18 protein-coding genes, 1 tRNA gene and 1 pseudogene are annotated in these 21,221 nt (G+C 71.2%); 11 read left to right on the top strand and 9 right to left on the bottom strand.

Translation table 11 applies throughout. The features are described from left to right. Positions 1 to 10: 10 nt before the first annotated feature. Complete coding sequence (locus ACFY0P_RS42925) at positions 11 to 772, bottom strand: MerR family transcriptional regulator (protein WP_388926637.1); 762 nt, start codon at positions 770 to 772, stop codon at positions 11 to 13. A gap of 134 nt (positions 773 to 906) precedes the next feature. On the opposite strand from ACFY0P_RS42925, the gene ACFY0P_RS42920 reads away from it, so the two are divergent. Next, the gene (locus tag ACFY0P_RS42920) at positions 907 to 2,193 is read left to right on the top strand and encodes an ion channel protein (protein ID WP_388926634.1); all 1,287 of its coding nucleotides are present in this window, start codon (positions 907 to 909) and stop codon (positions 2,191 to 2,193) included. Between the two features lie 58 nt (positions 2,194 to 2,251). Then, on the top strand, positions 2,252 to 3,661 hold the full coding sequence (locus tag ACFY0P_RS42915) for a glutamate decarboxylase (protein ID WP_388926631.1): 1,410 nt from the start codon (positions 2,252 to 2,254) through the stop codon (positions 3,659 to 3,661). Between the two features lie 7 nt (positions 3,662 to 3,668). On the opposite strand, the gene ACFY0P_RS42910 is transcribed toward ACFY0P_RS42915, so the two are convergent. The 3 genes from ACFY0P_RS42910 to ACFY0P_RS42900 all read right to left on the bottom strand — a co-directional run bounded on the left by ACFY0P_RS42910 (position 3,669) and on the right by ACFY0P_RS42900 (position 6,756). Further along, positions 3,669 to 4,208 (bottom strand): DinB family protein, encoded by a 540-nt coding sequence (locus ACFY0P_RS42910; protein ID WP_388926628.1) that lies wholly within the window; start codon positions 4,206 to 4,208, stop codon positions 3,669 to 3,671. Between the two features lie 108 nt (positions 4,209 to 4,316). Continuing rightward, entirely contained in the window at positions 4,317 to 5,777 is a 1,461-nt protein-coding gene (locus ACFY0P_RS42905) for an aldehyde dehydrogenase family protein (RefSeq protein ID WP_388926624.1), read from the bottom strand. A 154-nt stretch (positions 5,778 to 5,931) separates the two neighbouring features. After that, a complete protein-coding gene (locus ACFY0P_RS42900) occupies positions 5,932 to 6,756 on the bottom strand; it encodes a helix-turn-helix transcriptional regulator (protein WP_351960964.1) in 825 nt (274 codons plus the stop codon). Between the two features lie 333 nt (positions 6,757 to 7,089). Here ACFY0P_RS42900 and ACFY0P_RS42895 point away from each other — a divergent pair, with 333 nt between their 5' ends. Further along, a complete protein-coding gene (locus ACFY0P_RS42895; RefSeq protein ID WP_388926621.1) occupies positions 7,090 to 7,590 on the top strand; it encodes an ATP-binding protein in 501 nt (166 codons plus the stop codon). A 91-nt stretch (positions 7,591 to 7,681) separates the two neighbouring features. Here ACFY0P_RS42895 and ACFY0P_RS42890 read toward each other — a convergent pair whose 3' ends face one another. Next, positions 7,682 to 7,951: a DUF397 domain-containing protein gene (locus ACFY0P_RS42890; RefSeq protein WP_388926618.1), complete on the bottom strand. Its 270-nt coding sequence runs from the start codon at positions 7,949 to 7,951 to the stop codon at positions 7,682 to 7,684. Positions 7,952 to 8,485: 534 nt separating this feature from the next. On the opposite strand from ACFY0P_RS42890, the pseudogene ACFY0P_RS42885 reads away from it, so the two are divergent. From ACFY0P_RS42885 to ACFY0P_RS42875, 3 genes and pseudogenes are all read left to right on the top strand, one after another. After that, positions 8,486 to 8,620: pseudogene (locus ACFY0P_RS42885) on the top strand (30S ribosomal protein S14); the annotation flags it as partial. Positions 8,621 to 8,788: 168 nt separating this feature from the next. Then, entirely contained in the window at positions 8,789 to 9,262 is a 474-nt protein-coding gene (locus ACFY0P_RS42880; RefSeq protein WP_388926749.1) for a hypothetical protein, read from the top strand. A gap of 155 nt (positions 9,263 to 9,417) precedes the next feature. Further along, on the top strand, positions 9,418 to 9,933 hold the full coding sequence (locus tag ACFY0P_RS42875; protein ID WP_388926615.1) for a DUF4232 domain-containing protein: 516 nt from the start codon (positions 9,418 to 9,420) through the stop codon (positions 9,931 to 9,933). Positions 9,934 to 10,149: 216 nt separating this feature from the next. Here ACFY0P_RS42875 and ACFY0P_RS42870 read toward each other — a convergent pair whose 3' ends face one another. Next, positions 10,150 to 11,283 carry a DUF2786 domain-containing protein gene (locus ACFY0P_RS42870; RefSeq protein WP_388926612.1) on the bottom strand — a complete coding sequence of 378 codons (1,134 nt, stop codon included), beginning with the start codon at positions 11,281 to 11,283 and terminating at the stop codon, positions 10,150 to 10,152. Positions 11,284 to 11,430: 147 nt separating this feature from the next. On the opposite strand from ACFY0P_RS42870, the gene ACFY0P_RS42865 reads away from it, so the two are divergent. Together ACFY0P_RS42865 and ACFY0P_RS42860 are read left to right on the top strand one after the other, a co-directional pair. Further along, positions 11,431 to 12,219: a Clp protease N-terminal domain-containing protein gene (locus ACFY0P_RS42865; RefSeq protein WP_388926609.1), complete on the top strand. Its 789-nt coding sequence runs from the start codon at positions 11,431 to 11,433 to the stop codon at positions 12,217 to 12,219. A 66-nt stretch (positions 12,220 to 12,285) separates the two neighbouring features. Next, positions 12,286 to 13,974 (top strand): bifunctional 3'-5' exonuclease/DNA polymerase, encoded by a 1,689-nt coding sequence (locus tag ACFY0P_RS42860; RefSeq protein ID WP_388926606.1) that lies wholly within the window; start codon positions 12,286 to 12,288, stop codon positions 13,972 to 13,974. Here the strand turns inward: ACFY0P_RS42860 and ACFY0P_RS42855 are convergent, their stop codons facing one another. The 3 genes from ACFY0P_RS42855 to ACFY0P_RS42845 form a co-directional block, all read right to left on the bottom strand. Beyond that, positions 13,975 to 17,271: a BTAD domain-containing putative transcriptional regulator gene (locus ACFY0P_RS42855; RefSeq protein WP_388926603.1), complete on the bottom strand. Its 3,297-nt coding sequence runs from the start codon at positions 17,269 to 17,271 to the stop codon at positions 13,975 to 13,977. A 424-nt stretch (positions 17,272 to 17,695) separates the two neighbouring features. Continuing rightward, the gene (locus ACFY0P_RS42850; RefSeq protein ID WP_388926600.1) at positions 17,696 to 18,589 is read right to left on the bottom strand and encodes a glycosyltransferase family 2 protein; all 894 of its coding nucleotides are present in this window, start codon (positions 18,587 to 18,589) and stop codon (positions 17,696 to 17,698) included. Positions 18,590 to 18,918: 329 nt separating this feature from the next. Further along, positions 18,919 to 19,019 (bottom strand) — tRNA-Thr (locus ACFY0P_RS42845). Positions 19,020 to 19,397: 378 nt separating this feature from the next. Here ACFY0P_RS42845 and ACFY0P_RS42840 point away from each other — a divergent pair. From ACFY0P_RS42840 to ACFY0P_RS42830, 3 genes are read left to right on the top strand one after another with little or no spacing between them, the layout of a single operon-like run. Further along, on the top strand, positions 19,398 to 19,706 hold the full coding sequence (locus ACFY0P_RS42840; protein WP_388926597.1) for a helix-turn-helix transcriptional regulator: 309 nt from the start codon (positions 19,398 to 19,400) through the stop codon (positions 19,704 to 19,706). Next, positions 19,703 to 20,596, top strand: coding sequence for a hypothetical protein (locus tag ACFY0P_RS42835; RefSeq protein WP_388926594.1), 894 nt, complete (start codon positions 19,703 to 19,705; stop codon positions 20,594 to 20,596). Before ACFY0P_RS42840 ends, ACFY0P_RS42835 begins: the two co-directional genes overlap by 4 nt. Next, complete coding sequence (locus ACFY0P_RS42830) at positions 20,593 to 20,826, top strand: hypothetical protein (protein WP_388926591.1); 234 nt, start codon at positions 20,593 to 20,595, stop codon at positions 20,824 to 20,826. Before ACFY0P_RS42835 ends, ACFY0P_RS42830 begins: the two co-directional genes overlap by 4 nt. Positions 20,827 to 21,221 lie beyond the last annotated feature (395 nt).

Here is a 21,221-nt window from a genome sequence, read left to right as displayed (position 1 = left end):
GGCCGGCCCGTCACGCCGTGTGCCGGGCCGCGTTCGCCTCGATCGCCTCCTTCAGGTGCTCGGCCAGGCCCGGGGCCATCGAGTCGTAGAAGGCCTTGAAGCGCTCGTCGGACACGTACATCGCGGCGAGGGAGCGGTGCATCTCGTGCGGGCAGTCGTAGAACCAGGCCGAGATGTGCCGCCGGTGCTCCTCCGCCATGTCCATGGCCCGCTCGCCGGCCGGCGGCTCGGCGGCGGTCACCAGGGCGGCGTAACGCGCGCTCCAGTCGTCGACCTCGGCCTTCATGCGCTGCCAGTCGGCCTTGGTGTAGCGGGCGGCTCGGCGCTGCGACTCGGCGTAGGCCTCGGTGCCGCCCCAGCGCTGCTCGGCCTCCTCGGCGTACTGCTCGGGGTCCTTGTCGCCGAAGACCTCGAAGCGTTCCTCGGGGGTGAGGTTGATGCCCATCCTGCGTGCCTCCATGGCGTGCTCCACGGCCGCGGCCATCTTCTGCAGCTTCTCGATCCGGGCGGTCAGCAGTTCGTGCTGCCGGCGCAGGTGCGCGCGCGGGTCCGCCTCCGGGTCGTCGAGCAGGGCCGCGACCTCGTCGAGCGGGAAGCCGAGCTCCCGGTAGAACAGGATCTTCTGCAGCCGGTCGAGGTCGGCGTCGCCGTAGCGGCGGTGTCCCGCGCCGCTGCGCTCGCCCGGCACCAGCAGGCCGATCTCGTCGTAGTGGTGCAGGGTGCGCACGGTGACGCCGGCGAACCCGGCGACCTGTCCCACGGAGTAGCTCACTTCCGCTCCTTTCCGTGCTCCACCCTGGGCCCTCACGTCACGTGAGGTGCAAGCCCGTTCCCACGGACCCCTTCGGGCCCCTACGGCACGTAGTTCGGGATGTTGTGTCGGTTTTGCCCGCTTATCGTGAGCCCGTGGCCCAGGACACCGCGCAGCAGGCGCTCCCCATCCCGCCCTCGGCCCCCGCGCGCGCCCTGCTGCCGATGATCCTGCCCGCTCTGGTCGTCGGTGTCGGCAGCAGTCTGCTGTTCCTGCTGGTGAGCTCGCTGGCCGAGCGGTTGCAGCACGTACTGTGGAACAACCTGCCGGACGCGCTCGGCATCGGGCGGTACTCGGTGCTGTGGATGCTGGTGATGCTGACCGCGACCGGGATCGCGGTGGGGCTGGTGGTGTGGAAGGCGCCTGGCCACGCGGGGCCGGATCCGGCCGCTTTGGGCCTCGAGGCGGTGGCGATGCCGCCGGCCGTGCTGCCGGGGCTGGCACTGGCGACCGTGCTGATGCTGGCGGGCGGGCCGAGCCTCGGTCCGGAGAGCCCCCTCATCGCCGTCAACGTCGGGCTCGCACTGTGGCTCGGGCGGCTCACGGTGCCCCGGCTGCCGGGCTCGCTGTGGCCCGCGCTGGCCGACGCGGCCACACTCGGCGCGCTGTTCGGGACACCGGTGGCGGCGGCCCTGGTGATCTCCGAGGCACTGGCCGGGAAGCCGCTGAAAGGAGCGCTGTGGGACAACCTCTTCGGGCCGCTGATGGCCGCGGGCGCGGGTTCGATGACGACCGCCCTGGTGGCCCGTCCGACCCTGGACCTCGGTCTGCCCGCGCTCGGCCACCCGCACTGGCCCGATCTGCTGGCGGTCCTGGTGATCGCCCCCGCGGCCGCGCTGCTCGGTATGTGCGCGGTCCACGCCTTCCCGTACGTCCACGGCGCCTTCCGGCGCCTCGGGCACCCCATGGTGACCCTTCCGGTCGGCGGGCTGGCGCTGGGCCTCCTGGGGGCGCTGGGCGGCCGTCTGACGCTCTTCAAGGGGCTGGACGAGGTCGCGGAGCTCGCGAAGGATCCGTCGGGCTGGTCGGCGGGCCAGTACGCCGTGATGACGGTCGTCAAGCTGGCGGCGCTGACGGTGGCCTCCGCCTGCGGTTTCCGCGGTGGCCGGATCTTTCCGTCGGTGTTCATCGGCGCGGCCTTCGGGCTGTGCGCCCACGCCCTGGTGCCCGCGGTCCAGCCCTCGGTGGGCGTGGCGGCGGGTGTGCTGGGCATGCTGTTGGCGATCACCCGGCAGGGCTGGGTGAGCCTGTTCACGGCCGCGGTGCTGGTGGCCTCGCCGAGCATCATCGCGTTGCTGTGCATGGCGTCGCTGCCCGCGTGGCTGCTGGTGACCGGGCGGCCGAGAATGCAGTTGCGGGCGGACGGTACGGCCCTGCGCTGATTCTTGTGAATTCCCTCACGTCGTTCACGTCGTTCATGTCGTTCAGGAGGCACTCCTCATGCCGCTGCACAAAGGTCCCCAGAAGCACCAAGAGCGACCCATGTCCGTCAACCCGTTCTTCGGCGAGGCGAACCCGGTCGCCGGCATGACAGAGGCACCGCCCACGCACCGGCTGCCGGACGGCCCGCTGCCGCCCTCGACCGCCTACCAGCTGGTGCACGACGAGCTGATGCTGGACGGCAACGCCCGGCTGAATCTGGCCACGTTCGTCACCACCTGGATGGAGCCGCAGGCCGGCGTCCTGATGGCGGAGTGCGACGACAAGAACATGATCGACAAGGACGAGTATCCGCGCACCGCCGAGCTGGAGCGGCGCTGTGTGGCGATGCTCGCCGACCTGTGGAACGCGCCGGATCCGGCGAACACCGTCGGCTGCTCGACGACCGGCTCCAGCGAGGCCTGCATGCTGGCCGGGATGGCGCTCAAGCGGCGCTGGATGCAGCGCAACAGCGACCGCTATCCGGGCACCGCCCGCCCGAACCTGATCATGGGCATCAACGTCCAGGTCTGCTGGGAGAAGTTCTGCAACTTCTGGGAGGTGGAGCCCCGGTTCGTGCCCATGGAGGGCGACCGCTACCACCTGGACGCGCAGGCCGCCGCCGACCTCTGCGACGAGAACACCATCGGGGTGGTCGCCATCCTCGGCTCCACCTTCGACGGCTCCTACGAGCCGGTCGCCGACCTCTGCGCGGCCCTGGACGCCCTCCAGGAGCGCACCGGCATCGACGTCCCGGTCCACGTGGACGGCGCGTCCGGCGGGATGATCGCGCCCTTCCTCGACGAGGACCTGGTGTGGGACTTCCGGCTCCCGCGCGTGGCGTCGATCAACACCTCGGGGCACAAGTACGGGCTGGTCTACCCGGGCGTCGGCTGGGCGCTGTGGCGGGACAAGGAGGCGCTGCCCGAGGAACTCGTCTTCCGGGTCAACTACCTGGGCGGCGACATGCCCACCTTCGCCCTCAACTTCTCCCGCCCCGGTGCCCAGGTGGTCGCGCAGTACTACACGTTCCTGCGCCTCGGCAGGGACGGCTACCGCGCGGTGCAGCAGGCGTCCCGGGACGTGGCGACCGGGCTCGCCGAACGCATCGAGGCGCTCGGCGACTTCCGGCTCCTCACCCGCGGCGACGAACTGCCCGTGTTCGCCTTCACCACCGCCGACCACGTGACCGCGTACGACGTCTTCGACGTGTCCCGGCGGCTGCGCGAGAACGGCTGGCTGGTGCCCGCGTACACCTTCCCGGCGAACCGGGAGGACCTTTCCGTACTGCGGGTGGTGTGCCGCAACGGCTTCTCGAAGGACCTGGCGGACCTGTTCGTCGAGGACCTGTCCCGGCTGCTGCCCGGCCTGCGCCGGCAGCCGCATCCACTGACCCACGACAAGGACGCGGCCACCAGCTTCCACCACTGAGCGGGACCTAGGAGCCCTGTTCCAGCGCCACGAGTTCGAAGGCCGTCTTGCCGTCCAGCGACTCGCGGACGATGTCGGCGTGGCCCGCGTGCCGGGCGGTCTCGCGGATCAGGTGGAGGCAGACCCAGCGCATGGAGACCCGGCCCTCCGGCGGGAACCAGGGCTGCGGCGGGAGCGGGAAGGTGTCGTCGAGGCTGGGGACGGAGCGGATGAACTTCTCCGTCTCGGCGGCGACCTGCTCCCAGTACGCGAGCTGGGAGGCCACCGTCTCGTCGCCGACCAGCTGGAAGGTCTCGTGCCAGTTCGACTGGTCGCGCTGGATCGCCGGCGGCTCCTGCTTGGCCCGCGCGATCCAGCTCTGCTCGACCTCGGCGGCGTGCTTGAGCAGGCCCGCCAGGGACAGTTCGCTCGCGCTCGGCCGACTCGCCGCCTGCTCGTCGGTCAGGCCGAGCAGCGCCCGGCGGATGCCGCCGCGCTGCTCCTCGATGAAGGAGAGCAGCGCTCCGCGCTCGTCGCCCTGTGCTTCCGCGGGAACGTGAGTGACCATGACCGGCCCTTTCCTCGGGTGGTGTCTCCCTGACCCGACAGAAGCTACGGGCCCTTTAGGACAGTTCGCGTCCTAAAGGGCCCGGGGCCTGGCTGTTTCAGCGGGCTCCTAGAACGGGAAGCCGCTCCGTCCGTGCTGCACCGAGATCCACTTCAGGGTGGTGAAGGACTCCACGGTCGTCTCGCCGTTCAGGCGGCCGATCCCGGAGTGCTTCTCGCCGCCGAAGGGGACGACGGGCTCGTCGTGGACGGTGCCGTCGTTGACGTGGAACATCCCGGTGTCGATCTGCTTGGCGAAGGCCACGCCCCGCTCGACGTCCCCGGTGTGGACCGCGCCACTGAGGCCGTAGGGGGTGTCGTTGACGAGGCGTACGGCCTCCTCCTCGCCGTCGAACGGGATGAGGAAGGCGACCGGGCCGAAGACCTCCTGGCGGAGCAGGTCGGAATCGGCCGGAACGCCGGTGAGGACCGAGGGTTCGACCAGGTTGTCGGTGGTCGTGCCGCGCAACAGGGCGGTGGCGCCCTCGGCGACGGCCTGCTCGACGGTGGCCGAAATCGACTCCGCCTGCTGGGAGTTGATCAGCGGGCCGATGACGGTCTGCGGGTCGTTCGGGTCGCCGGCCTTGAGGGTCTTCACCTTGGCGACGAACTTCTCGGTGAACTCGTCCGCGATCGAGCGGTCGACCAGGACGCGGTTGGCGGCCATGCAGACCTGGCCCTGGTGGACGTACCGGCTGAAGACCGCGGCGTCGACCGCGTAGTCGATGTCGGCGTCGTCGAGGACCACGATCGCGCTGTTGCCGCCCAGTTCGAGCACCGAGCGCTTGAAGAGCGAGGCGCAGACGGTGGCCACGTGCCGGCCGACCTTGTCGGAGCCGGTGAAGGAGATGACCTTGGGGACCGGGTGCTCGATGAAGGCGTCGCCGATCTCCGCGATGTCCGTGACGACGACGTTGAGCAGGCCACCGGGCAGGCCCGCGTCCTCGAAGATCTTCGCGACCAGGGTGCCGCCGACGATCGGGGTGTTCTGGTGCGGCTTGAGGACCACGGCGTTGCCGAGCGCGAGCGCCGGGGCGACCGACTTGATCGACAGCAGGAAGGGGAAGTTGAAGGGGCTGATCACGCCCACCACACCGACCGGCACCCGGTAGACGCGGTTCTCCTTGCCGTCCACCGGGGAGGGCAGGATTCTGCCCTCGGGACGCAGCGCCCACTGGATCGACTCGCGCAGGAACTCCTTGGCGAGGTGCAGTTCGAAGGCGGCCTTCAGACGCGTGCCGCCGAGCTCGGCGATGATCGCCTCGGTGATCTCCGCGTCCCGCTCCTCGATGAGGCGCAGGGCCTTCTCGAAGACGGCACGGCGGGCGTAGGGATTGGTGGCGGCCCACTGCTTCTGGGCGCGCGCGGCGGCCTGGTAGGCCTGATCTATCTCCTCGACCGCGGCTATGGTGATCGACGCGAGCTTCTCACCGTCGTACGGGTTGAAGTCGATGATGTCCCAGGAACCGGTCCCCGGGCGCCATTCACCGTCGATGTACTGCTGGGCCAGGTCGGTGAAATAGGACGACATGTGATCCCTCGATCCCCTGCTGCGACGGCAGTCGATGCGGACACCCGGTCCACATCCACATCACGGTCTGATCACGCGTCATCGTACTTGCGTCACAAGGCAGTTGGGGCATCAGTTCGATGATCTAGGGGAATCCCCAGGTGCGTCGATATATCTACGACAGCTGGAGCAGCCCGCGCAGCAGGTCCCGGCTCTCGTCCGGTCCCGGGCTGTCCTGCTGGAGCTCCTTGAGCGCCTGCTCGTACTGGGCGACGTCCTCGCGCTTGTCGAGGTAGAGGGCGCTGGTGAGCTGCTCCAGGTAGACCACGTCGGACAGGTCCGACTCGGGGAAGCTCAGGATGGTGAACGAGCCGCCCTCCCCGGAGTGCCCGCCGAAGCTGAACGGCATGATCTGCAGCCGTACGTTGGGCCGCTCGGAGATCTCGACGAGGTGCTGGAGCTGGCCGCGCATCACCTCGCGGTCGCCGTAGGGGCGGCGCAGGGCGGCCTCGTCCAGGACGATGTGGAAGTCGGGTGCATTCTCGGCCACCAGGTACTTCTGCCGCTCCAGGCGCAGCGTGACCCGTCGTTCGACGTCGGCCTCGCTGGCCCCCCGCATACCGCGTCGCACCACCGCGCGCGCGTACTCCTCGGTCTGCAGCAGGCCGTGGATGAACTGCACCTCGTAGGCGCGGATCAGATGCGCCGCACCCTCCAGGCCGACGTAGGTGGGGAACCAGGTCGGCAGCACGTCGGAGTAACTGTGCCACCAGCCGGCCACGTTGGCCTCCCGGGCGAGGGAGAGGAGCTGCTCGCGCTCGGCCTCGTCGGTGATGCCGTACAGCGTCAGCAGGTCTTCCACGTCCCTGGTCTTGAAGCTCACCCGGCCCAGCTCCATGCGACTGATCTTCGACTCGGAGGCACGGATCGAGTACCCCGCGGCTTCCCGGGTGATCCCCCGTGCCTCGCGCAGCCGCCTGAGTTGCGAGCCGAGCAGCATTCGCCGCACCACCGATCCGGGCTCTCCCGCGCTCACGTTCGCCAGCCTCCCCAACCGTCTTCAGGGCCCGCAGTCTGCCACTAAAACACTTCGAGCAGTACTCGTCCGGTTACGGAAACGGCAAGCGGCCAAAGTTTAAGCACAGGAAGTTGCAAGCAGGTAGTAAGCCAAGGGCGGCAAGTTGGCGGAAAAAATGGCCAACAAGCGGTACGGGAGGGTCCAATTCGGTCGCGTGCACGTGCATCTGCCCTTGCATCTGCTGTGCGCATCCGAAACCATGGTCCCGCGCCACCGCTGCATCGCAACGACCGCGAATTCCCGGGAGTGCCTCGCATGGGGACGAATGGATCGACCATGCTCAAGCCATTACGGCAGGGCCTTCCGCCGCTTGATCCCGCGGCCGTGTCCAACGCCGCCTCCTGTGCCCTGCCCGCCCGCTACGAAGCGGTGCGCGAGGCCCGCCTGTTCACCCGGAGAACGCTCGGCCAGTGGGACGTCGGCGACCGCTTCGACGACATCTGTCTCGTCGTCTCGGAGCTCGTCACCAACGCCCTGCGGCACGCGGTGCCCGGCGAGACCGACTGCCTCGCGGCGCCGCAGGCGTCGGCGGTGCGGCTGCACCTGATGCGGTGGACCGGACGGCTGGTGTGCGCGGTGCGCGACCCCAGCCACGAGACGCCCGTCCCCCGCGACTCCGACGACTTCTCGGCGGAGTCGGGCCGCGGGCTGTTCCTGGTCGACTCGTTCAGCGACGGCTGGGGCTGGCACCCGCTGGCGGGCACCCTCAGCGGCAAGGTCGTGTGGGCGCTCTTCCGCCTGCAGGCCACCGAGTGACGGACCCGGCGTCTTCGGACGCCGGGTTTCTACGCGCGTTACCCGCGCATTGTGCGCCGAACGCACCGGATTGCCCCGGATCCGGCCGCCGTCAGCTCGCGATCAGGTGGTCGAACTCTCCGTCCTTGACGCCGAGCAGCATCGCCTCGATCTCGGCGCGCGTGTAGACGAGCGCCGGCCCGTCCGGGAAGCGCGAGTTGCGGACCGCCACGTCGCCGCCCGGCAGCCGTGCGAACTCCACGCAGGATCCCTGCGAGTTGCTGTGCCTGCTCTTCTGCCAGGCCACTCCGTCCAGCTGCGTGGCAGCCATGCCGTTGTACACGTCAAACCCCCCGTACCCGCCGTCAACGTCGAGGTCCACAGGTCGCTCCCCGGTGGTGCACTAACTGGCTGATGTGACCATTGATGCAGCAGTCAACTGACCCGGATCATAACCTTGTTCCCGTGCAGATGCATGAGCAGATGCACGTGCACGCGGGGTGTTCCTGCGGTTACAGCTTTGACGTCCGCTTTACTCAACCCGTTCCAGCGTCTGCCCCAGACTCCGCAGGACATGCGACCGCCAGCCCCCGTTCATGATCGCGCGCCGTCATCCGCGCGGGATCGTCCGGATCGATTCCTTCATGCACAAAGGAAAGACGCACACCCCGGCCCTGGTGTTCCAGTGCGCATGTGACGGTCCGGTGAGCGAGATTGGCCGGATCCGGATCGGACCACCGGACGGACGGCATCCGCTCCCTGCCGTAGGCGAGAACCTGCACGTCGACGACGCCGGAGGGTCCGGTGCACGGTCATGCGACGCCCCGCACACCGGCCTCTGCACCGTTTCGTCGAGCTACGCACGGTCGGACCATGACGACTGAGCCATGACGACTGAATTATGACGACGAACGCCACGCGCGTACGCAACCGCGACCGGGTGGACGGCCGCCCGCGCGGTGACTTCCGTACGTTCGGCCTCTCCCGGGTGAATCCGCGGGACCAGGCCCACAGCGGATCCCTACCTCGCGTACGCAAGTCCTCCTGGTGAGTCCTGGTAGCTTGCCGCTGTCGTCCGGGCGGCCGGGCGGCCGACCCCCTAGAGCTTGGGAGCGTTGCGGTGACCACGGCTACGGCGAGTACGGCTACGACGCGCAGGGAGACGGCGTCGGCGGAGACCGCTTCGGCGGGGACGGCTGCGGCGCGCACGCGGCCGGCTCTGCGGATCGCGGCCGCCGCCGCGGGGCTGGTGGGCGCGCTGGCGCTGACCGCGTGCAGCGGCGGCGACTCCGGCAACGACTCCTCGGCCACCCCGTCGGGCACGACGTCCGCCGACGCCACGGCCACGGCCGGTACGGCGGGCTCCACGGCCTCCTCCGACGCGCTGCAGGGCAGTTGGATCACCACGAGCGGCGGCAAGATCGTCGCGCTGGTCGTCACCGGCAAGGAGGCCGGGCTCTTCGAGACCGGCGGCGCCGTGTGCAGCGGGACCGCCGGTGAGGAGGCCGGGATGCGGATGATCCATCTCACCTGCACGGACGGCAGCAAGGACCGGGTCACCGGAATGGTGGACTCGGTCAGCAAGAGCGGCATGAAGGTCACCTGGTCCGGAAAATCGGGCGAGGAGACCTACACCAAGGCCGCCGGCGGCAAGCTGCCCTCGGGGCTGCCGACCGCGAGCCTTGGGCAGTAGGGCCGTGTCCGACCGCCGTGCGGCGTGTTCCGGCGGCCTGCGCGGGGCGGCGTGAACGCGCCGGAAAGCGGTCGGAAGCGGGGGCGGGCGCGCGGGGCCCGGGCCGGGGCGTGATGATGCTGGGACACCGTCACGACCTCGATGGGGATCTGCACATGCGCGCCATTCCGCTCACCGTCACCGCCGTCGCCGCCGCCCTCGCCCTTGCCGCCTGCGATGGCGGCGGCTCGGGCTCCAGCGGCAAGAACAGCTCGGCCTGCGAGATCGGCAAGGTCTCCGTCCAGGTCGGCTCCGCGAGCGTCGCGCCGGCCGCGGGGGACACCGGCGAGGTGCCGGTGTCCCTCACCAACCAGAGCGCGCCGTGCACGCTGGACGGCTTCGCCGGCGTCACGCTGAAGGCGGGCGGTACGTCGGCGGCGGTCGCCGCGCAGTCGGGTGCGAAGGGCCAGAAGATCAAGCTCGCCAAGGGCGACTCCGCGACGTTCTCGATCAGCTACGTGCGTGGCAAGGACGGCGACAAGGCGAGCCTCGCGGCCACGTCGCTGACGGTGTCCCTGCCGGGGAGCGACGCGACGGAGAGCTTCCCCTGGAAGTACGGGGCGGTGGCGGGCCAGGGGACGGCGGACAAGCCGAATGCCGCGGTGGGGGCGTTTCAGCAGGCGGGGGACTGATTCGGGGGCGGCGCGATCGCGTTCCGGCCCACCGTCGGTGGGGACTTCTCGCGCAGTTCCCCGCGCCCCTGACGGGACACTCACGGTCGCGTTCCGGCCCACCGCCCGTGGGGACTTCCCGCGCAGTTCCCCGCGCCCCTGACGGGACACTCACGGTCGCGTTCCGGCCCACCGTCGGTGCGAGTTCCTCGTGTCCCTGACGGGGCGCGTTGCGGGTCAGGGGAGTTGGGTGTGTGAGCGGACCTGGGCCCGGTCGGCTGCTCTTGTGCCCTCTGTCCAGCCCGCCTCGTCGGTCACTCCGCGCAGGCGGGTCGTGGTGGTCTCCGGGAACATCTGCTCCACGCGGTCGGTCACGGCCAGCTCTCTCGTGGCCAGGACCGGGAGCAGGTCCCGGGGGGCCTCGGTCTCGGCCACGGCCGACTGCGCGGCTGCTCTGAGTCGGTCGCCGACCCGGTGGGCGTAGGCCGCCAGGAAGGACTGGCGGAAGGTCTTCGTACGCTTGCGCCCGCTCGCCCGCTGCGCCGCCTCCGCCTTCGTCATCGCGTGCGTGGCCTGCACCAGCAGCGAGGTGTGGAGCAGCTCGACCACCTCCAGGTCCGCCTCGAAGCCGACGACCGTGGTGAAGGCCAGCGGCTCGTTCCACACCGCGCGGCAGTGGTTGGCCGAGGCGACCGCGTCCAGCAGCACCGCCTTGGCCTGCTCGTACGGCGGCTCGACGCCGATCCGGCAGGCCCCCGGCGCGTCCGGCGCGGGCGCACCCGCGGCGAGCAGCGCCTCGTCCACGCTGTGCCGGGCCATGAGTTCCTGTGCCTTGGCGCTGAGCGCCTCCGCCTCCTCCGGAAAGCCGGTCGCCTCGGCCTTGGCGAGCAGCGCGCGGATCCGGGTGAGCATGCGGGACTCCGGCCGGTGCGCGGTCGCAGCGGGTCGGGGCTCGTCGAGCGGCTCCAGGGCGGGCAGCCGCAGCAGCAGGCGGTAGAGCTCCAGGACGGCGGTGGCGTGCGAGAAACGGTCGCCCACGCGTGCCTGGCCGGCCTCCGGCAACACGTCGAGCTGCGCCTGCCAACGGGGGCCGCGCGGCCGGTCGTCCGGTACCTGCGCCCGGATCAGCCCGGCGGCGAGCCGGACGTGCGGCTCGTCCAGCTCACGCCGCACCAGCCGTACGACGTCGGCGGGCTGCCAGCCACGCCGCCAGGCCGCCGCGACGAACTCCCGGCCCCGGTGCGCGAGTTCCGCGTCCGCGCCGGAGTCGGCCGCGAGGAGGGACGCGCCCGTGTCGAGGCCGGAGTCGGTGTTGTCGTACAGGGCGCTCTGGAAGGCTCGGTCGACGGTGCTGGGCTGGCTGCTGGTCACGTGTCGATCGTGCCACGCCGCACCGACAGCGGCGGGCGGCCGTCCACACCCTGTGGACAACCCCCACCCTCCCGCCGCCGGGGCGACCCGCCGACAGGCTGTCAACCCGTGGTTGACAGTGAAGGGGTGTCAACCTATGGTTGACACATGGCTACCGACCCGAACATCACGGCATCCGTACGCCTCGACGACCTCATCGCGGCGATCAAGAAGGTGCACCCCGAACCCCTCGACCAGCTCCAGGACGCGGTGATCGCCGCCGACCACCTGGGCGACGTGGCCGACCACCTGATCGGCCACTTCGTCGACCAGGCCCGGCGCTCGGGCGCGTCCTGGACCGAGATCGGCAAGAGCATGGGCGTGACCCGGCAGGCGGCGCAGAAGCGCTTCGTACCGAAGGAGTCCGCCGACCTCGACCCGAGCCAGGGCTTCGACCGCTACACCCCGCGCGCGAGGAACGTGGTGATGGCGGCCCACAACGAAGCGCTCGCGGCCCGCAACCCCGAGGGCCGCCCCGAGCACCTGGTCCTCGGCCTGCTGGCCGAACCGGACGGCGTCGCGGCGAAGGCGATCCTCGCGCAGGGCGTCCTGCTCGACACCGTGCGCCAGGCGGCCACGGCCGCGCTGCCGCCGGCCTCGGACGACATCCCCGACCTCGTCCCCTACGGCCCGGAGGCCAAGAAGGCCCTCGAGCTCACCTTCCGCGAGGCCCTCCGCCTCGGCCACAACTACATCGGCACCGAACACCTGCTGCTGGCCCTCCTGGAACACGAGAACGGCGACGGCGTCCTCAGCGGGCTGGGCATCACCAAGCCGGCGACCGAGGAGTACGTGGCCAAGGTGCTCTCGCTGCTGCTGGAGCAGAAGAAGGCGGCGTCCGAGGCGGCGGGATCGGCGGTGGCGGCGGGCGGCGCGGAAGAGGACGGAGTCGGCTGAAAGGCCCACCGAAGGCTGAATGGCCAGGTCAGAGTCATTGTCAGTGGTGGGTGCCACACTCGCAGCATGACCGACCGGTGGGCTCTCGCTCCGGCCGAGGACGGTGGCGTGGACGTCGCCCCCCTCGGTCCGGACGGGCTGCCCGCCGGGCCGGTGCGGCGGGAGCCCGATCTCGCCGGGGCGGTCAGGGGCCGCCCGGAGGTGACGCGCTGGGTGTGGCGGTCGACCGCCGAGGTCTACCCGCGTCTGCTCGCCACGGGGGTGCGAGTGGAGCGGTGCTACGACATCGAGGACGCCGAGACCCTGCTGCTGGGCCACGAGGGACGGTCCGGCGAGCCGCGCTCGGCCGCCGCCGCCCTGGCCCGCCTCCGCGGCGGCCCCGTACCGCCCGACCCGCCGCAGCGCGCGGCGGAACCGGGCGCCCAGTCCCCGCTGTTCGAGCCTCAGGGCACCGCCCGCCTGACGCTCGACGAACTTCTCGCGGTCTACGCGGAGCAGCAGCGCCGGCACGACCGGGCCGCACACCCGGACCGGATGCGGCTGCTGACCGCCGCCGAGTCGGCGGGGATGCTGATCGCCGCCGAGATGAACGGCGCGGGTGTGCCCTGGAGCGCCGAGGTCCACCGCGAGGTGCTGCGCGAACTGCTCGGCGAGCGGTACGCGGGCGGCGGCGAGCCGCGCCGGCTGGCCGAGCTGGCCGACGAGGTGTCGGCCGCCTTCGGCAGGCGGGTGCGCCCGGATCTGCCGGCCGATGTGATCAAGGCCTTCGCCCAGGCCGGGATCAAGGTGAAGTCCACCCGTCGCTGGGAGCTCTCGACCGTCGACCACCCGGCGGTGAAACCGCTCCTGGAGTACAAGAAGCTGTACCGGATCTGGGTGGCACACGGCTGGACCTGGCTCCAGGACTGGGTGCGCGACGGCCGTTTCCGGCCCGAGTTCCACGCGGGCGGTACGGTCACCGGGCGCTGGGTGACCAACGGCGGGGGCGCGCTGCAGATCCCCAAGGTGATCCGGCGGGCCGCGGTCGCCGACCCCGGGTGGCGGCTGGTCGTGGCCGACGCCGACCAGATGGAACCGCGCGTGCTGGCGGCGATCTCCCGCGACCCCGGGCTGATGGAGGTCGCCGGACGCGAGACCGACCTCTACCAGTCCGTCTCTGACCGCGCCTTCTCAGGCGACCGCCAGCAGGCCAAGATCGCCGTCCTCGGCGCGGTCTACGGCCAGACCTCCGGCGACGGACTGAAGAACCTGGCCGCGCTCAGACGCCGTTTCCCCAAGGCGGTGGCCTACGTCGACGAGGCCGCGCGGGCGGGCGAGGAGGGCCGGCTGGTGCGCACCTGGCTGGGCCGGACCTGCCCGCCGGCGACCGGCGCGGGCGATGGCACCGAGGAGGCGGGGATGCCCCAGGAGGAGCCGGAGGAGCAGGCCGCCGAGGGCTGGGTGCCGGGCTACGCCTCCACCAACTCCCGTGCCAGAGGCCGCTTCGCGCGCAACTTCGTGGTCCAGGGCAGCGCCGCCGACTGGGCCCTGCTGATGCTCGCGGCGCTGCGCCGGACCTGCGCGGACCTCGCCGCCGAGCTGGTCTTCTTCCAGCACGACGAGGTGATCGTGCACTGCCCCGAGGAGGAGACCGAGACGGTCGTGGCGGCGATCCGGGACGCCGCCGACCTGGCCGGACGGCTCACCTTCGGGCAGACGCCGGTGCGGTTCCCCTTCACCACGGCTGTGGTGGAGTGCTATGCCGACGCGAAGTGATCAGTCGCCGGGTGCCAGCAGGCCACGCAGCTCCGCGAGGACGTCCGGCTCGTCCGTGCCGTCCAGGGCCGTGAGGGCCTCGCGCCAGACGCCGTACGCCTCGTCGGCGCGCCCCTGCTCGCGCAGGAGCAGACCGAGTTGGTGGCGGGCGAGACCGCCGCTGTAGCGGTCGGCGCGGGCGTCGGCGCGGCGCAGGAGTTCGGCGCACTCGCGGTGCGCGCGGTCGGCCCGGCCGAGGGCACGCAGCGCGCGGACCAGACCGAGCCGGGTCTGGGACTCGCCGTGCCAGTCACCGTGGCCGCCGAGGATGCGCAGGCTCTCCTCGAAGTGCGCGGCGGCGGCCCCCGGTTCACCGAGGCGGAGCTGGGCGTAGCCGATGTTGCAGTGCGCCGAGTGCTGCAGGATGACGGCGCCGATCGCGTCCCCGATCGCGAGGGAGCGCCGGTGCTGCTCGATGGCGGCGCGCGGGTCGGTGTGCTCGTAGAGGTTGCCGAGGTGGCTGTGGGTGACGGCCTCGCCGTAGGGGTCGTTCAGCTGCCGGGAGTAGTCCAGGCTCTGCCGCAGCGCCTCGCCCGACTCGTCGTACCGGCCGAGCCCCTCCAGCAACAGCCCACGGTTGTTCAGGCCGCGCCGGATCCAGGAGACCATCCCCAGCCGCCGCCACAGGGCCAGCGCCCCGTCCGTCAGGGCGAGGGCCTCCCGCTGCCGGCCGGTGAGGAAGCGCAGGCCGGCCAGGTCGCCCAGGGCGTAGGCCTCGGCGGGCTCGTCGCCGAGACGCCGGGCTGCGGCCAGCGCGGCGGTGCCGAGCACCTCCATCTCGGCGACCCGGCCGCTGCGCAGGACGTAGGGATAGAGGAGGCGGACGAGCGTGGAGAGGTAGGCGCTGATCTGCGCGTCGGCGGTGTCGGCGTACCGCTCCACCAGGGCGACGATGTTCTCCAGTTCCATGTCGCCCCAGGCGAAGGCGTGCTCGGCGCACTCGAAGGGCGGCATGGCGGCGGCGTACGGCTGGTGCTCGGGGGGCTGGGCGGTGGTGGGCCGGCGGCGGTCGCCCTGGTCGCGTCCGGGTTCGACGATCGCGAGGAGGGCGCGTTCGGCGACGGCGGCGAACCAGCGCAGGGCGGCGAGAGCGGCCTCGGTGCGGTCGGTGCCGCTTGTGCGGTCGGTGCCGCTTGTGCGGTCGGTGCCGTTCGTGCCTTCAGTGCCGTCCGTGGCGTCAGCGCCGTTCGTGTGACGGCCGGTTCCGTCGGGTTCTTCGGCCAGCTCGCGGGCGAAGTCCCGCACCAGGTCGTGCAGGGTGTAACGGCCGTACGCGGTCTCCTCCAGGAGGGCGACGTCGACCAGGCGGTCCAGGGCGGCCTCGGCGCGGCGCTCGTCGGTGCCGGTGAGCCGGGCCACCAGGGGGGCTCCGTAGGTGGGCAGGTCCAGGGCGCCGAGGTGGCGCAGGACGAGGGCGGCGTCGCGATCGGGGGCGTGGTCGGAGCCGCCGAGGGCGTCATGGGCGACGGCAAGGGAGCGCCGGACGCTCAGGTCGTCGTATTCGAGGTGGTGCAACCTGTCCTCGGTGGCGGCCAGCTGACCGGCCAGCACCTCGGGGGTGAGCGCACGACGGGCGGCCAGCCGGGCGGCCACGACCCGCAGGGCGAGCGGGAGCCGGCCGGTGAGACGGACGAGCGGGTGACCGGCGTCGATCTCCGCGCGCCCGCTGACCGCCCGCAGCAGCGCCGCGCTGTCCTCGCCGGTCAGCGGCCCGAGCGGGAACCGGCGGGCGCCGTCGAGCGCGGTGAGCGGCGAACGGCTGGTGACGATCACCACGCAGCCGGGGCTGCCGGGGAGCAGCGGCCGCACCTGGGCGGCGTTCGCGGCGTCGTCGAGCAACAGCAGGGTGCGGGTCGGCGCGAGCAGGGAGCGCAGCAACGCGGCGGCCGCGTCCGGGTGTTCGGGGATGTGCCGGGGATCGGCACCGAGGTCCCGCAGCAGCGCGGCGAGCGCCTGGCCGGGGGTGAGCGGCGGCATGCCGGGAGTGGCACCGTGCAGGTTGATGTAGAGCTGGCCGTCGGGGAAACGTTCCCGCAGCTGATACGCCACATGCAGCGCGAGCGCGCTCTTGCCGACGCCGGCCATGCCGCTGAGGACGACGAGGGCGGGGGCGGGGGCGGGGGCGGCTTCGCCTTCGGCCCTCGTGTGCCCACCCGCACTACCCGTGGCGGTTTCGTGGTCGGGTGCGGGTGGCCCCTGTGGGGCGGAATCGCCGTCGGCGACCGCGGGCTGATGGGTGAGAGCGTGGGTCAGTTCCTCGCATGTGGCGGTGCGACCCGTGAAGTGGGCCGGGGGCGGGGGAAGTTGGGCGGGGCGGAGGGACGGGGAGCCGTCGCGCGCAGAACCTGGGGCAAGGGGCTGGTCGGGACCAGCGCCTTCGGCTTTCGGCTGACGGTCAGGTGACGCGCCCCCCAGGGGCGCGGGGAACTGCGCGACCGGCCACAACGCGCCCCCACCCGACCCACCCCCCGAGGCACCCTCGTGCGTCAGTGCTCCCCCCACCGCGCCACTCCCCCGCAGCACCTCCACATGGGCCCGGCGTACCGCAGGGCCGGGCTCGACGCCGAGTTCCTCTCTCAGACGGTTGCGCAGATCGCGGTGGACGGCGAGGGCCTCGGCCTGTCGGCCGCTGCGGTGGAGGGCGAGCATCAGCTGGCGGTGATAGGCCTCGCGGAGCGGGTACTCCGCGACGAGCGCGGCCAACTCCGGTACGACGCCGCCCAGCCGGGGTCCGCCGAGGGCGAGCTCCGCGTCGTAGCGCCACTCCAGGAGCAGCAGCCGGGCCTCCTCCAGGCGCTGCACGAAGGCGAGGCCGCCGAGTTCGGCGGGGAGGCCGCCGAGCGGGCTGCCGCGCCAGAGATCGAGCGCGTCGGCGCAGGCGCGCAGTACCGGCGCCCACTCCCGCCGCGCGTGCGCCGCGCGCGCCTGGGCCACTCGGGCGTCGAACACGTCGACGTCCAGTTCACCGTCGTCGACACGCAGCAGATATCCGGGCGGTACGGCCCGCAGCCGCTCCGGATCGTCGAGGAGCCGGCGCAGCCGGGTGACGTGGTTGTGCAGCGAGGCGCGCGCCGACACCGGGGGCGCCCCGCCCCACAGCGCCTCCCTCAGCGACTCGACGGAGACGACCCGCCCGGCCTCCAGGAGCAGCGCGGCGAGCAGTGCGCGCACCTTGGGGCTGCCGATGGGGCGTACGTCGGCCGCGTCGTAGAGAACCGGAGGTCCCAGCAGTCCGAACCGCAGCTCGTACCGCCGCATCACTCCGCCCCTCGCCTCCCCGCACGGCGGAGGTGCCCGCCGGTTCTGGATCCTGGCGGAATTGCATCCCGTAGGGGATGAGTTCCCGCCACCTTCGCTGTGCCGGTCGGAGCCGGAATCCGCTGGGTTCCCGGCCTGTTCCCGGACTCGTACGGCGGCTTCTCGCCAACCGGTTCGCCACCTCCGAGAAGGCCGCTGGCCACATGTTAGCGATCCGTTGGCGAGCCCTGATGTGATCTTCGCATCGGATCGGGTCCAACGGCGCACGCGTAGATCGCGTAACTCGGGGGAGTGTCGCCGCAGACCAGGGTCCGGGGACGCGAGAGGGTTCCGGTCGTCGGAGGTGAACGACCGGGGCCCTCGTCCCGTTTCCCGAACGGATTACGAGCTCCCCAGACCCAGCCCCGGCCCCGGCTCCCCGGCTTCAGACGACGGGCGGGCGACCTAGACGGGTGAGCCGCCAGACCGTGCGCCAGCGCATGGGGCGGCGCTCCCCGGCCGGCTCGCGCAACCCCTCGGCGAAGCCCGCGAACCAGGCCCGCAGGCCGCCCGTCGAACGGGTGCGCAGGAGCGTGATCAGTATCCAGACGCCGAGGTGGATCGGGATGAGCGGCAGGGGCAGCCGACGGCGGGTCAGCCAGACGCGGTTGCGGGCGGTGACCCGGAAGTAGACGGCGTGCCGGGCGGGCGAGGTCCGGGGGTGCTGGAGGAGCAGCTGGGGCGCGTAGAGGATCCGCCAGCCGGCGTCGGCGGCCCGCCAGGCGAGGTCGGTCTCCTCGTGCGCGAAGAAGAACTCGGCGGGCCAGTCGCCGGTCTCGGCGAGCATGGCCATGCTCAGGGCGTGGCCACCGCCGAGGAAACCGGTGACGTACCCCCCGCGCATGGGGTCGGCGTTGCCGACGCGCGGCACGTGCCGCCGCTGGGTCACGCCGCGCTCGTCCGCGATACGGAAGCCGACGATGCCGAGCCGGGGATCGGCGGCGAACAGATCCCGTACCTGCCGGAACACCTCCACGTCGACGAGCAGGCCGTCGTCGTCCAGTTCGACGACGACATCCACATCGCCGAACGCGCGCAGGGCGGCGAGGGCGACGTTGCGGCCGCCGGGGCAGCCGAGGTTGTCCTCGACGTCGACGGTGGTGACCTCGCCGGGCAGGTCGAGCCGGTCGGCGAACTCGGGCAGCCGGCAGCCGTTGCCGACGATCACGATGCGGTCGGGGGCCAGGTCCTGCTTGGCGACGGACCTGAGCAGGGCGTCGACTTCGTCGGGCCGGTTCCCCATGGTCACCACGGCGACCCCCAGCCTCGGCTCCGCCATGCCCCTCACCCCATCCGGCCGACGGCGGTGCCCGCTCCCTGACCGAGCAACACTCGCCGTTAACCAAGATGTTGCCTCACGTGCGGCCGTGGTCCTGGCTTCGGTTTAGTTTGCAGGCCTTTTACGGTGTTTTTCCCTGGGGAGGGCGAACCCCGGGTCCGGCGATGCGGTGAGGCAGCCCCCGCGTCCTGGCGTGCGCCACCAGATCCGGTCCGGCACCCGCACGACCGGGTCCGACCGACCCGGCACCCATGCGGCGAGCGGACACCCCCGACCACGGGCCGAACGAGAAAACCCCAGGCCGGAAGAGGTCCGGCCTGGGGTTCCAATGGAGCCGCTTTCGGGATTCGAACCCGAGACCTACGCATTACGAGTTGTCGGATCTTGGTCCGGAGGCGTCCGAGGACGTCTGTCGGATCGGCAAAGCCGCTGGCCGTACGCCCTCGTGGACTTGAGTGGACGACTGCGGAGCATGGTGGAGCGGAGCACAAACGAGACCGTGACTGAGACCCCAGCCGCCACGGGTGACACCGGCTGCCACGGATTTAAAGACCGATCGCATGTCGAGCGCCGGTAGTTGGCCGCTAGATCGTTGCGACGAATCGCGGTGTCCGGCAGGAGGGGCGACATAGCTTTGTCTACCTAGGTAGACGCAGGTCGCCTACCTAGGTAGATTGGCGGCATGCCAGAGGTGAGGATGACACCGCACACCCAAACGGTGCTGCGTGCGCTCCTTGGACAGGGGGCGGACGGCGAACGACGCTCAGTGGTGCTGAGTGAGGGACTGTACGGACTCAAGCTGTCGGAGATGACGAGGCTGCCGAACGGCACCCTCTTCCCACTCCTCGAACGCCTCCGGCAGGCTGGCTGGGTAGAGCGGTACTGGGAGCAGGACCAGGCCGCTGAAACCGAAGGCCGCCCCCGCCGCCGCTACTACCGCATCACCCCCAAGGGCGCCGAACGCGCCCCTCACGCCCTCGCCGCAGCCACCGCCGCCGGGTTGGCCAGCGGCCGTCCCATCGCTCCCGCACCAGCCAGCGACCGTCCCACGGCCCCCGCACCAGCCAGCGACCGTCCCACCGCCGCCCGACCCGGCCTCGCGGGAGGAGCCGGGTGAACGGCTACGGTACCGGCGAGGAAGAGCCGGAACACTACCCCCGGCTCGATCGGGGGCCCCGGTGGAGGCGGCTGCGCAAGCCCGTTCGGCCGACCGAAGGCGCAGAAGTCGGTTGCACCTGCATCACTGTGCTTCGGCTTGTGGCCCGCCTCCTACCCAGGGACGAGCAGACCGAGTGGCTGGAGGAGCAGCACGGCTACCTGACGGACCTGCCTGGCCTCTGGTCCCGATGGTCGTGGATCGTTAAGCAGTTCCTCGCAATGCCGCGGTACGTGTACACGGTGCGTACCGGCCGCTCCGACTCGCTGCGGCGCGAGCCAGCCGATATGGATGCGCCGCCCGACGCCCTACGCGAGCTGATCGATATTGATGCGGTGCCGGGAGGAATGTCAGCCGCCTCACCTGTTTCGGGCCTGGCGAACCGGGTGGATCAGCTGGGCGCCCCCGCAGTGCGGCTGGCCTGGGCTGTGGCCGTCCTCGGTTCTGAGGCGACGCCGGCCCTGGCTGCGTCCGTGGCGGCGCTCTGCCCGGCCGAGGCTGTGACGGCAACAGACCTGCTGCGGTCCGCGCGGATTGTCATCGATGGCCCGATGCCGAAGTTCGTGCACCCGCTCATTGCCACAACGGTCTATCAGAGCATCCCATGCGCCCTGCGCTACGCGATGCACGACAAAGCCGCCTGGGACTTGGCGGATGCGGGGCACGGTCCAATGGTGACGGCGCGGCATCTGTTGGAAACCCCGCCCGAAGGTGACCGCTGGGTCGCTCGGCAGCTGTATGACGCGGCCCGGGAGTACCAGCACCGCGGTGCTCCCGAAGCCGCGCGGCGCTACCTGAGACGCGCGCTGAGCGAACTCGGTTTGCCAGCACTGGAGAAGGAGTCGGAATGACAACTCCACACTCGTCGGCTCCCCCGCCCGCGCCGGACTCGTCGAGTCCGGATGCCGAGCCGCTACTGAGCCAGCGCGCGGTCGTGGTGTTCCTCGCTGCCGCATTCATCGGTGCCGTCGTCGGCGTTCTGACTTTCTTCAGCGCGGGCCACGTTGCAGCTGCCTTGCTCGCTGGCCTCACAGGCTTCGGCACCAGCACTCTCGGCCTGCACAAACTGATCGGCAACTGACCACGTTCGGAGGTTCCGTGACTCAAGTTGCCCCTACTTTCCCAACCGACCCTGGAAAACACTCAGGGGCCTGACCTGGTGTGACGCTCTCGGGGTGGCGGGATTTGAACCCACGACCGCTTCGTCCCGAATGATGTGCGGAGAGGTCGCTGGGCAGGGGCGTTTGGCTCCTGCGCAGGCCAGGGCGTTGGGACGATTTGGTTTCAGCGAGTGGCGATCCGTACGACTTCCTTGAGCCACTCCCTGCTCACTCCCCGGAGTTGGTCCGTCAGGGCAACGAGTCAACCGGCACCCACTTTAGGAGCGAGGTTGGGCGATCATGCGTGCGACCCGCGGATTCCCTGTCGTGGGCGGAGTCTGGCCGGGCGCACCGCTGTGTACCTCGATTCCCCGTG

Origin of the sequence: Streptomyces sp. NPDC001714 (assembly GCF_042892755.1) — a bacterium.
Classification (GTDB): Bacteria; Actinomycetota; Actinomycetes; order Streptomycetales; family Streptomycetaceae; genus Streptomyces.
Note: the sequence above shows the minus strand (reverse complement) of the source record. Positions and strands in the feature narration are given on the sequence as shown.

Coding starts and splice junctions, on each gene's coding strand:
- ACFY0P_RS42860 (WP_388926606.1), top strand. CDS start 12,286: ATGACCGACCGGTGGGCTCTCGCTCCGGCCGAGGACGGTGGCGTGGAC.
- ACFY0P_RS42865 (WP_388926609.1), top strand. CDS start 11,431: ATGGCTACCGACCCGAACATCACGGCATCCGTACGCCTCGACGACCTC.
- ACFY0P_RS42875 (WP_388926615.1), top strand. CDS start 9,418: ATGCGCGCCATTCCGCTCACCGTCACCGCCGTCGCCGCCGCCCTCGCC.
- ACFY0P_RS42840 (WP_388926597.1), top strand. CDS start 19,398: ATGACGAGGCTGCCGAACGGCACCCTCTTCCCACTCCTCGAACGCCTC.
- ACFY0P_RS42895 (WP_388926621.1), top strand. CDS start 7,090: ATGGGGACGAATGGATCGACCATGCTCAAGCCATTACGGCAGGGCCTT.
- ACFY0P_RS42900 (WP_351960964.1), bottom strand. CDS start 6,756: ATGCTGCTCGGCTCGCAACTCAGGCGGCTGCGCGAGGCACGGGGGATC.
- ACFY0P_RS42855 (WP_388926603.1), bottom strand. CDS start 17,271: ATGCGGCGGTACGAGCTGCGGTTCGGACTGCTGGGACCTCCGGTTCTC.
- ACFY0P_RS42910 (WP_388926628.1), bottom strand. CDS start 4,208: ATGGTCACTCACGTTCCCGCGGAAGCACAGGGCGACGAGCGCGGAGCG.
- ACFY0P_RS42850 (WP_388926600.1), bottom strand. CDS start 18,589: ATGGCGGAGCCGAGGCTGGGGGTCGCCGTGGTGACCATGGGGAACCGG.
- ACFY0P_RS42830 (WP_388926591.1), top strand. CDS start 20,593: ATGACAACTCCACACTCGTCGGCTCCCCCGCCCGCGCCGGACTCGTCG.
- ACFY0P_RS42915 (WP_388926631.1), top strand. CDS start 2,252: ATGCCGCTGCACAAAGGTCCCCAGAAGCACCAAGAGCGACCCATGTCC.
- ACFY0P_RS42905 (WP_388926624.1), bottom strand. CDS start 5,777: ATGTCGTCCTATTTCACCGACCTGGCCCAGCAGTACATCGACGGTGAA.